Source organism: Oceanispirochaeta sp. (assembly GCF_027859075.1).
Taxonomy (GTDB): Bacteria; Spirochaetota; Spirochaetia; order DSM-2461; family DSM-2461; genus Oceanispirochaeta.
In genome coordinates this window covers 1-10,166 of sequence record NZ_JAQIBL010000289.1, presented here as the reverse complement: position 1 = coordinate 10,166, position 10,166 = coordinate 1, and the positions used below count along the sequence as shown (strand labels likewise).

Annotated in this window: 8 protein-coding genes and 1 tRNA gene; 2 read left to right on the top strand and 7 right to left on the bottom strand. The window is 44.3% G+C overall.

Features of this window, described 5'->3' with window-relative positions; all coding sequences use genetic code 11:
- The 3 genes from PF479_RS16030 to PF479_RS16020 form a co-directional block, all read right to left on the bottom strand.
- On the bottom strand, positions 1-686 hold a 686-nt coding region (locus PF479_RS16030), incomplete at its 3' end, for an aldo/keto reductase (protein ID WP_298008531.1).
- Positions 687-781: 95 nt separating this feature from the next.
- Positions 782-1,498: a putative ABC transporter permease gene (locus PF479_RS16025; RefSeq protein WP_298008533.1), complete on the bottom strand. Its 717-nt coding sequence runs from the start codon at positions 1,496-1,498 to the stop codon at positions 782-784.
- A gap of 23 nt (positions 1,499-1,521) precedes the next feature.
- Complete coding sequence (locus PF479_RS16020; protein WP_298008528.1) at positions 1,522-1,884, bottom strand: MerR family transcriptional regulator; 363 nt, start codon at positions 1,882-1,884, stop codon at positions 1,522-1,524.
- Positions 1,885-2,001: 117 nt separating this feature from the next.
- On the opposite strand from PF479_RS16020, the gene PF479_RS16015 reads away from it, so the two are divergent.
- Positions 2,002-3,165 (top strand): iron-containing alcohol dehydrogenase, encoded by a 1,164-nt coding sequence (locus tag PF479_RS16015; protein WP_298008525.1) that lies wholly within the window; start codon positions 2,002-2,004, stop codon positions 3,163-3,165.
- A 187-nt stretch (positions 3,166-3,352) separates the two neighbouring features.
- Here PF479_RS16015 and guaA read toward each other — a convergent pair whose 3' ends face one another.
- From guaA to PF479_RS15995, 4 genes are read right to left on the bottom strand one after another with little or no spacing between them, the layout of a single operon-like run.
- Positions 3,353-4,906 (bottom strand): glutamine-hydrolyzing GMP synthase, encoded by a 1,554-nt coding sequence (gene guaA / locus PF479_RS16010; protein ID WP_298008523.1) that lies wholly within the window; start codon positions 4,904-4,906, stop codon positions 3,353-3,355.
- Complete coding sequence (gene purA / locus PF479_RS16005; RefSeq protein ID WP_298008520.1) at positions 4,891-6,120, bottom strand: adenylosuccinate synthase; 1,230 nt, start codon at positions 6,118-6,120, stop codon at positions 4,891-4,893. Before purA ends, guaA begins: the two co-directional genes overlap by 16 nt.
- 32 nt (positions 6,121-6,152) lie before the next feature.
- A complete protein-coding gene (gene guaB / locus PF479_RS16000; RefSeq protein ID WP_298008519.1) occupies positions 6,153-7,592 on the bottom strand; it encodes an IMP dehydrogenase in 1,440 nt (479 codons plus the stop codon).
- A complete protein-coding gene (locus tag PF479_RS15995; RefSeq protein ID WP_298008517.1) occupies positions 7,589-9,022 on the bottom strand; it encodes a lyase family protein in 1,434 nt (477 codons plus the stop codon). Before PF479_RS15995 ends, guaB begins: the two co-directional genes overlap by 4 nt.
- 172 nt (positions 9,023-9,194) lie before the next feature.
- Here PF479_RS15995 and PF479_RS15990 point away from each other — a divergent pair.
- A tRNA-Gly gene (locus PF479_RS15990) sits at positions 9,195-9,266 on the top strand.
- Positions 9,267-10,166: the final 900 nt, after the last annotated feature.

Below are 10,166 nucleotides of genomic sequence, written 5' to 3'. Positions count from 1 at the left end.
GTTAAAAGCCCCTGTGCCAGAGGTGTAAAAGGTATGCATCCAATCCCTTCAGAAAGAAGAGTATCGAGCAGTTGTTCTTCAACCCAGCGGTTCAACATCGAGTAGGAAGGTTGATGAATCAGCACAGGAACACCCAAACTCTTAAGGATACGGGAAGCTTCTAAAGTTTTTTCTGCAGAATAGGATGATATACCAGCATAAAGGGCCTTACCCTGTTTTACTGCTGTAGCCAAAGCTCCCATTGTTTCTTCCAAAGGAGTATTGGGATCAAATCGGTGAGAATAAAAAATATCCACATAATCTAGACCCATACGTTTCAAACTCTGATCAAGACTAGATAGAAGATATTTTCTGGAGCCCCATTCACCATAAGGTCCTGGCCACATTAAATACCCAGCCTTTGTTGATATGACTAATTCATCACGATAGGAAGATAAGTCACTTTTCAGAATTTTCCCGAAGTTTTCTTCTGCTGATCCGGCTGGAGGACCATAATTATTGGCTAGATCAAAATGTGTGATTCCATGATCAAATGCTGTGAAAAGAAGTTCTTTTGCCTTATATAAAGGGGTCTCGAATCCGAAATTATGCCAGAGACCAAGGGAAAGAATGGGTAGCTTCAATCCACTGTTACCACATTTCCTGTAAATCATCTTATCATATCGTTTATTATCAGCTACATACATAAGTTTTGCTCCTATCGTTAGATTATATACAATATTGTCATAAAACTATATAGAATGAACAGTCTATAGTTTCTCAAAAAAGTGAATATCCCCGGTCAATTTGTTTTGTGCTTTTTTAAATGTTCTTTAAAAGAGGAACCGAGTTCTCCATAGAAAGGCAGAAGAAAATGTGTCCTGTTTTTAAATCCTATTCCTATTCCTGTTTCAACACGGTCGCGCAGTTCCAGCTTGAATCGCTCAAAGTCTCCATGCCAACGTTCTTCTGATTCATTGACAAATGATTTTATCCTGGCCGCCAGATTAAAAGACTGCCACAGATCCACTGAAAATACCCCCAGATAGATCCCGATGAAGAAGGATAATTCCAGGTTGTTCAGCAGCTTTGAGATGTCTCTCTGAAGTAGAGGAAAGAGAGTATAGGAAAATATCAAACCAAGAATAGTCCACAATAGACTGTATAAGGGGCATATAATCCCCTTAATATTGCCCCTGTTCTTTGAATAATCCCACAATTTGATTTTGTAATGACCGATAAATATCCTGCCTGCCAGATATTCAAGAAGGGTAAGAACAAAAAGAAAAAGAACCCCTCTTTGATAGACAGAAGTCACATGATTACAGATTAAAAATAAAACAATAGATCCAAAACCATAGAGAGGCAGCCAGGGACCGTTCAGAAACCCTGGATTTAACCATCGCCTTGCTTTACCGAAATATCGACGCCAAAATATTTCAATGAACCATCCCAAAATTGTACCTATCATAAAGATCAGTAGATATTTGAGTATTAAAATAAGGACATCATGATACACCAAAAGATTTCCCCAGTCTCCTCTCAAAGAGAATCATAATATTCAATCTTGTGATTAATCCTGCTCAATGCTCCCTGGAGAGTCTCAAGTTCACACAGGATTTTTTCCTTTTGTGATAGAAGGAGGACCTTCCTCTCCATAACAGTTGAATCACCCTTTTCCATCAGTTCACGGTAGGTGCGAATTTCTTTCAAGGGCATTCCAGTCGATCTCAGACAAAGAACAAATTGCAGCCAATCCAGGTCATGCTGAGAGTACTGCCTGTGACCATTGGGCAGCCTGGCAATTCCTGGAAGGATTCCCGCTTTTTCATAATACCGGAGAGTGTCATCAGATAAACCAGTTTCACTTTTAATGCCTCCCAGTGAATAAACCGGGGCTTTCATTTCTGTAGTAGTCATAATCTGTATTGTAGAAAGGGAATGTAAAAAAAACAAGCTTGTCCCTTGACCTGTAGTAGACTCCAGGTTTTAGAATGAATGAAATATGTAAGGAGTTAACAAATGAACAATTTCAACTACTACATTCCAACCCGAATTTTTTTTGGTCCCGGGTCAATCAAAGAATTGGGAACAGCTAAACTACCGGGGGAAAAGGCTCTGATTGTCATCTCTGCCGGACCATCCATGAAAAAATACGGTTACCTACAAAAAGTACAGGAACTGTTAACAAATAATAACACAGAATCTGTTGTTTTTGATAAAATCCTCCCGAATCCTGTGAAGTCCCATGTGATGGAAGGCGCCGAGCTGGCCAGGAAGGAAAAGTGTGACTTTATCCTGGGTCTGGGAGGCGGAAGTAGCATAGATTCAGCCAAAAGCATCGCCCTGATGGTCAAAAACCCGGGAGACTACTGGGATTATATTCATGGCGGAGGCGGACTCGGCAAAGGTTTCAAGGAACCTGTATTACCAGTGGTAGCCATAACCACAACTGCAGGAACAGGAACCGAAGCAGATCCATGGACGGTCATCACCAATGAAGAGCTCCACGAGAAAATTGGCTTCGGCGGAGATGATTTTTTTCCCGTCATGTCCATTGTTGATCCCGAAATGATGTTGTCCATCCCCCCCGGCCTGACAGCCTATCAGGGATTTGATGCCTTCTTTCATGCAGCAGAAGGCTATATCGCGAACATTGCGACACCGGTAAGTGATATTTATGCCCTTAAAAGCATAGCCCTTCTGGCCGAATTTCTTCCGGTAGCTGTAAAAAATGGAAAAGATCTGGAAGCAAGAACAAAAATTGCCCTGGCCAATACTCTCTCAGGAATGGTGGAATCAACATCTTCCTGTACTTCAGAACATTCCATGGAACATGCCCTGAGTGCCTTTCATCCTTCTTTACCTCATGGTGCGGGTTTGATCATGCTTTCAGAATCATATTTTAAGTATTTTGCTGAGGTTTGCCCCAAAAGGTTGATGGAGATGTCTAAGGCCATGGGTGAAGCTGGAAAGAAACCCGCAGATTTTATTACAGCCCTGATAAAACTTCAAAAAAACTGTGGTGTGGCAGATCTGAAAATGTCAGATTATGGCATTGAAAAAAATGAGATAAACAAGATTGCAGAAAATGCTCACCACACAATGGGCGGACTATACGATATGGATCGTAAAACACTATCCCTAGAGGAGACAATAAAGATAATCACAGCAGCCTATAAATAAAGAACAGACTTCACTGGTCACAGAATCAGAGGAAAAACCAAAAAAAAGCTGTGAGACAAGTTTCACAGCTTTTTATTAATGACTCTTCTGCAAATACTAATTGTTTTACAAAAATCAAACCTTCTAAATAAATTTAAGAGTACTTAGAGAATTTGGTTTTACCTTTTTTGCAGTAGAGCCATTATTATTATTCCCACTCGATGGTAGCCGGTGGTTTGGACGAGATATCATAGACGACACGCCCTACTTCGGGAACTTCATTTGTAATTCTTGAAGAAATTTCAAGAAGCTCTTTAGTTGGAAAATCATAGACGTCGGCAGTCATCCCATCATGGGAAACAACAGCCCTTAATGCCAGAACAAAACCATATTCCCTTGCATCCCCGGTCACACCGACAGAACGCACAGGAAGGAGAACTGAGAAGGCCTGCCATATTTTATTATAGAGATTTCTTTTCTTGAGCTCCGAAATATAGATATAGTCAGCATCTCTTAAAATACGGCATTTTTCTTCAGAAACATCGCCGATGATTCTGATTCCCAATCCGGGACCAGGAAAAGGATGTCTGAAAACAATGTCTTTTGAAATGCCGATTTTCACGCCTAATTTCCGGACTTCGTCTTTATAGAGCATATCCAGGGGTTCTACAATGAGACCTGCCTGCCGTTTTTCTTCAACGAGAGGGGAGCCAACATTGTGGTGAGACTTAATGACATTGGCCTTATTACCTACCCCTTTACCCGATTCAATCAGGTCGGTGTAGAGTGTCCCCTGAGCCAGAAAGTATTCACCGGTAATATGTTTGGCGATTTCCTCTTCCTGAACATGGATAAAACGGTCCCCGATGATCTTTCTCTTTTCTTCCGGATCTTCTACTCCCTTGAGAGGCCCAAGGAAGCGATCCCGGGCATCAATGAGATGCAGGTGTGTTGCACCCAGTTTTTTAAGGTTTATCGCTACTTCTTCGGATTCACCCTTTCTCATCATACCTGTATCTATGTACATCAGGTAAACCTGAGCAGGATCAAGGATTTTCAGGAGAAGCCCGCCGGCTACAGTAGAATCAACCCCTCCGGAGATCAGAAGAAGAACCTTCTCTTTTCCGACCTGCTTTTTTATCCTGTGGGAAACCTGATCCATGAATAGATCCAGGGTCCAATCCCTGGCAGCACCACAGATGCGGCAGCAGAAATTCTCAAGTACCTGATTTCCGTAATCACAGTGAGTCACTTCCGGGTGGAACTGGATACCATAGAAGTTCTTTTCTTTATTCACCCCCACGGCAGGAAGCTTATTTTCACTCTCACCGATGAGAGTAAAACCGGGAGCCAGCTTGTCCAGGCTGTCTCCATGACTCATCCATGAAAGAAAATTATCGGGAACATCCGTCATCAACTCGGAATTTTCCAGGAAATGTATTTTGGACCGGCCATATTCTTTGGTTTTCAGTGGCCTGACTTCACCACCAAAATGGAAGGTCATCTGCTGAAATCCATAACAGATCCCGAGGAGAGGCAATCCCAGTTCAAAAACTCTGGGATCTGGTGCGGGAGCCCCCTTTTCATAAACTGAATAGGGAGATCCCGAAAGGATGATCCCCTTGACATCAGAACTTAGAATTTCATCGGTCAGCTCAATATCTCCCGGGATGATTTCTGAAAAAACTCCAAAATCGCGAATTCTCCGGCCTATAAGCTGACAAGTCTGTCCTCCAAAATCAAGGATCAGGATTTTATCCACGCGGGCTCCTTCATAAAGGTTTCATCCCGGAGGGGACCAACGGAATATCCGGCAACCGGAACTCTTGTGTATTCTTCAATATAGGCAATGACATCCTTGGCACCCTCGGGGATTTCATCCCAGTTCCGGGCATCACCGACGTTTCCTTCCCAACCGGGAAAGTCTTTCAGTATGGGTATTACTTTTTCCATATCTGTTGTGAGAGACGGAAAGTCTGTCACTGTTTTTCCATCAATTTCATAACCGATACAGAAGGTGACTGTTTCAAATCCATCATACAGATTCAGATGGGACAGAATAAAACCATCCAATCCGTTGATCCAGCCGGCATACTTCAATGCCACCAGATCCAGGTATCCGATCCGTCTGGCACGTCCGGTTGTGACACCGTACTCATGACCCAGTTCCCTCAGTGTATTCCCCAGTTCCAGGTCTTTTCCCACCAGCATTTCTGTTGGCATAGGACCATTACCGACCCTGGTCTGGTAGGCTTTAAAAACTCCCAGAACCTTGTCGATGTGTCTGAATCCTATGGATCCACCCAGAGCCGCACCAGCACTGGTAGAGATACCCGAGGAAACATAGGGATAAGTTCCGTGATCCAGGTCCAGGAGGGCACCCTGAGCACCTTCCAGGAGGATTTCCTTATCTCTATTGGCCATCATAAAACCGGCCATATTGATTTTCATTCCAGCAAGTCTCTCTTTAAAGGGAGTCAACCACTTACGGTCTTCGGCCTTTATATTATTCCAGACCATGTCATCCCAGAGATCGGCTACCCGGATACCATCCCTGTAAGCCTTACGGCCATAAGCGATTCCGATTCCCCGACCCGTTGTCCCGATAGGACGGGGCCGCTTAGGATCCATATCTTTGTCTTCTTCTTTATAGGAAGGTAGAACGAGATGGGCTCTGTCAGAGACAAAGACACGGCCTTCCCAGGAGACTCCCTGAGATTTGATCTGAGCCAACTCTTCGAAAAGAGATTCTGGATCAATAACCATTCCATTTCCTAATGCCACAACCTTGCCGGGATAAATAATTCCGGCAGGAACAAGATGAAGCTTGAAAACCTTATCCTTGACCTTGATTGTATGACCAGCATTGGCACCTCCCGAGAATCTGACAACTAGATCAGCATTTTCGGCGAGATAATCCACCATTTTTCCTTTGCCTTCGTCACCCCATTGGGCACCGATAACAACAAGTTTCATGCGTTCTTCCTTAATGTTTTTATAGCCGGGAACTAGTAGCGTGAGTAATTGGGAGCTTCCTGTGTAATGTTCACATCGTGAGCATGGCTCTCCCTCAAACCGGCACTCGAGATCTTAACAAACTTTTTATATGAACGCAATTGCTCTATGGTGCGACATCCGCAATAACCCATTCCCTTTCTGAGTCCGGTGACCAGCTGATTAAGATAGGGTTTCAATTCGCCCTTGAAGGGGACACGTCCTTCTATGCCTTCCGGAACAGGTTCATCGTCCTTCCTCATCTGGTAGCGGTCGCCACTGCCCTCTTTGATGGCTCCTATAGAACCCATGCCCCGATACTGTTTAAAGATCCTGCCGTCGAAAATGATTTCCTTTCCAGGGGCTTCTTTCAATCCGGCAAAAAGGTTTCCCACCATGATACAGCTTGCACCGGCAGCAATGGCTTTTGTTATATCACCTGAATACTTGATACCCCCATCGGCAATGATGGGTATATCATGTTTTTGTGCAACTTCAGCAGATTCATAAACCGCTGACAATTGAGGAACACCGATTCCTGCCACGATTCTGGTTGTACAGATAGAGCCGGGCCCAACCCCGACCTTGATGGCATCGCTTCCGGCTTCAATCAGCCTTCTGGCACCGTCACCATCGGAAACATTTCCACCGATGACTTTGATATCAAAATTCTTCTTGATGCCTTCTACTGCCTGCATGACGCTGAGACTGTTGCCGTGGGCGGTATCCAGAACCACAAAGTCACATCCTTTTGCCTTTAAAAGGGGTATCCTCTGCATATAGTCATTGGGAGAGACGGCGGCACCGACGATAAGACTTCCCGAGGCATCAATGGCTGCCATGGGGAAGCTTTTATGTTTTTCCATATCAGAGACTGTAATAAGACCGGTCAGGTGGCCACCGTCATCGACGACTGGCAATTTCTCGATCCTGTGTTTGTCAAACTTTTCCCTGGCCGTATCCACAGAGGGAGTTCCTCTCTCAAGGACCAGATTTTTTGTCATAACATCTTCTACATTCTGAGTCAGATCGGAACAGAATCTTAAATCCCTGTTGGTGATGATACCGCACAATATTGTGCCATCCAGAACCGGAAGTCCTGTCACACCGGTTTCCGTCATGATTTTCTCGACATCTGCAATAGTCTGACCTTTCTGAACAACCACCGGGCTGGCGATGATCCAGTTCAGATAGCGCTTGACCCGGCTGACCTGCATGGCTTGGACTTCGGGAGGGAGGTTTCTGTGAATCACGCCTGCTCCCCCTTCCAGGGCAATGGCGATAGCCATCTGATACTCGGTCACCGTATCCATAGCAGCCGAAATGATGGGAGCATTCAACCAGATATCACCTGCAAGTCTGGTTCGGACAGAGGCTTCTCCCGGGAGAAAATCGGCATATGCGGGTACAAGCAGTACATCATCGTAACTGTATTTTTCTTCAACCTGAATCATTTGAGGGCTCCTTTTATTTCAGTAATTATCTTTGAATAGTGAGAACATAATGTCCTGGTTTTCTCAGCCGTTTTCCCCCTGTAGAGAGCCGGATCTGAATAAAACTGGTCAGCATCAAGCCCGCAGACCAGTTTCAGCTGTTTCTTTATCTTCTCCCAACTCTCAGGCTGTTCGGACTGAAGGACTTCCTTGATTGTTTTTCCTGTCTTCTCACAGGAGAGAGTGATGGTTCTGACAATTTCATGGGCTCCGTTGATTCCAGACATGGCAAGCAGAATATAGCTGGGCTCAGCCAGAACAAAATCTCCCTGAAATTTCAGGTTTTTGGTCAGCTGCACCTTATTGACTGTCAGTCCCGTCATAATTTTTTTCATCCGGGCAGCAGCTGCGGCAAAGCCAGCTATAAAATCGGCTTGAAACCGGGCAGAGGCGGAGTTGGAAAGGTCTCTTTGATGTTCGGAGATCTGATCCATATAAAACGAGAGAATCCGGGGGGAGAAGGCCTTCCAGAGACTCTTCACATGTTCGCAGTTCCAGGGATTCCGTTTCTGAGGCATCGTTGAAGAACCTACCTGAGTAGCCGAGAAAAATTCACGGACCTCATCAATCTCAGATCTCTGAAGGTGTCTCAAATCATCTGCCAGGTTGGCGATAATCCCAAAAGCCGTGTTGTATTCCAAGAGCAAACGGAGAAGGTATTCAGGTTCTACCATCTGTGTTGAATATTCGGAAGGTTTCAGTCCCAGAAAATCAAGATAAATTTTTTCCATTTCCAGAGGGTTGCCTGTTATCATACTGGTGGCATTGTAACCGCCCACAGCTCCAGCCAGTTTCCCCCTGAGATTACAGGATAGCCTTTCGATTTCCTGAATAGACTGACCCAGCCTGGAAACATACTCGGCCAGGGCAAATCCCAATGTGATAGGAACTGCATGCTGACCGTGGGTTCGCCCGACCTGAGGTGTTTCTGCTTCGGCATCGGCCATCCTGATCAGTTCTTCTTCCAGATCAAGCAACAAAGGGAGTACTGTATTCCGGGTTACATCACGCATCCTCATAGAATTGGCAGTGTCCAGAATATCCACACTGGTAGCACCCATATGGACCCATGGTTTTAGTTTTTCCGGAACTTTCTGGTTAATAACATTCACCAAAGCTCTGATATTATGCTGAGTTTTTTCTTCCTCTTTGTATACTTCTTCAGGAGTAATTGATTTTTCAATTTCATCAAGAGAATCAATGAGAGACTGATCTCCCAGATTCTGAAGTTTGATATGTGTCTTTAAAAGGGCCATTTCGGCCTTCACACAGTAGGCTACTGTTGCTTCTTCGCTCAAAGTGTCGGATAAATCTTCAAAGAGCTCTCTATTAGATTGATAATAGCGATGATCCAGTGGTGATATATTTCTATAAATGCTTCTATTTTCCATACAGAATATTGTCAGAATGGGACTCTAATGTAAAGAGGTCTGACAAGATGTTTTGGCCTGAATTTACAAGTTTTTTCAGAGGATTCATGGACTATAAAATTTTCCTTAAAAAAGTATTGACCCAGCAATCCTTTTCCTGATATATTCCACTTGCCTTCCGGGCAAAGTAATCGCGTCTGTGGTATAATGGCTATTACCTCAGCCTTCCAAGCTGATGATGAGGGTTCGATTCCCTCCAGACGCTTTAAATAAAAAAAGTGGATCGCAAGATTCACTTTTTTTATTTATAATTTTGATAGAGGGAATCGAACCGACTGGAACGCGCGAATACTTGGAGCGGAAGTGAGGCATGGATGCCGAACGCCAGTGGAAGGAGGAGGCACGCAATGAATCAGCAGGATGCTGATGATTGAAGTGGATTCCCTCCAGACGCTCTAAATACCCTTAGGCCTTTCGTCAGCTACCGAGAGGTAGCATATAAACACTTTGCAAAATGATTATACAAGACAAAAAGTAACGCCAGTGAAAAGAGGGAATCGAACCGACTGGAACGCGCGAATACTTGGAGCGGAAGTGAGGCATGGATGCCGAACGCCAGTGGAAGGAGGAGGCACGCAATGAATCAGCAGGATGCTGATGATTGTAGTGGATTCCCGCCACCTCCACCCTTAGGCCTTACCAGAATAACCACCAATGCTGTAAATCAGCATTGGTAGAATCTATTTCAACTTGTTGGACAGTCTCTTTTTTTTGATATAGCGGGGATCGAACTGGAATGACGGCCCGCAGGCCCTTAGGCCTTTCGTCAGCTACCGAGAGGTAGCATGTAAACACTTTGCAAGGACATTATACATTACAAAAAAGTTACGCCAGTGAATGAGGGGAGCGTCGAGAACCGACAGACCCTTCGGCCTTAAAATATGAATTACCTGAGCTCGAACAGAGCTCAGGTAGTATCAATAGACTGGTGACCAGAGCTGATTCCCTCCAGACCCTTCAATCAAAAAGCTGACCTTCATGGTCGGCTTTTTTTGTTAGAAAATATCCCATATAATGTCTGTAAAATAAAATAAAGTAGAAGTTAAGGGCATAATATGAAAAAATACATTGTCATAGCAGGAAATATCGGTGCAGGAAAATCGAC

Excerpts from the sequence above, each read along its gene's own strand:
- guaB (WP_298008519.1), bottom strand. The coding sequence starts at position 7,592 with ATGATTCAGGTTGAAGAAAAATACAGTTACGATGATGTACTGCTTGTA.
- PF479_RS16020 (WP_298008528.1), bottom strand. The coding sequence starts at position 1,884 with ATGAAAGCCCCGGTTTATTCACTGGGAGGCATTAAAAGTGAAACTGGT.
- purA (WP_298008520.1), bottom strand. The coding sequence starts at position 6,120 with ATGAAACTTGTTGTTATCGGTGCCCAATGGGGTGACGAAGGCAAAGGA.
- PF479_RS15995 (WP_298008517.1), bottom strand. The coding sequence starts at position 9,022 with ATGGAAAATAGAAGCATTTATAGAAATATATCACCACTGGATCATCGC.
- PF479_RS16015 (WP_298008525.1), top strand. The coding sequence starts at position 2,002 with ATGAACAATTTCAACTACTACATTCCAACCCGAATTTTTTTTGGTCCC.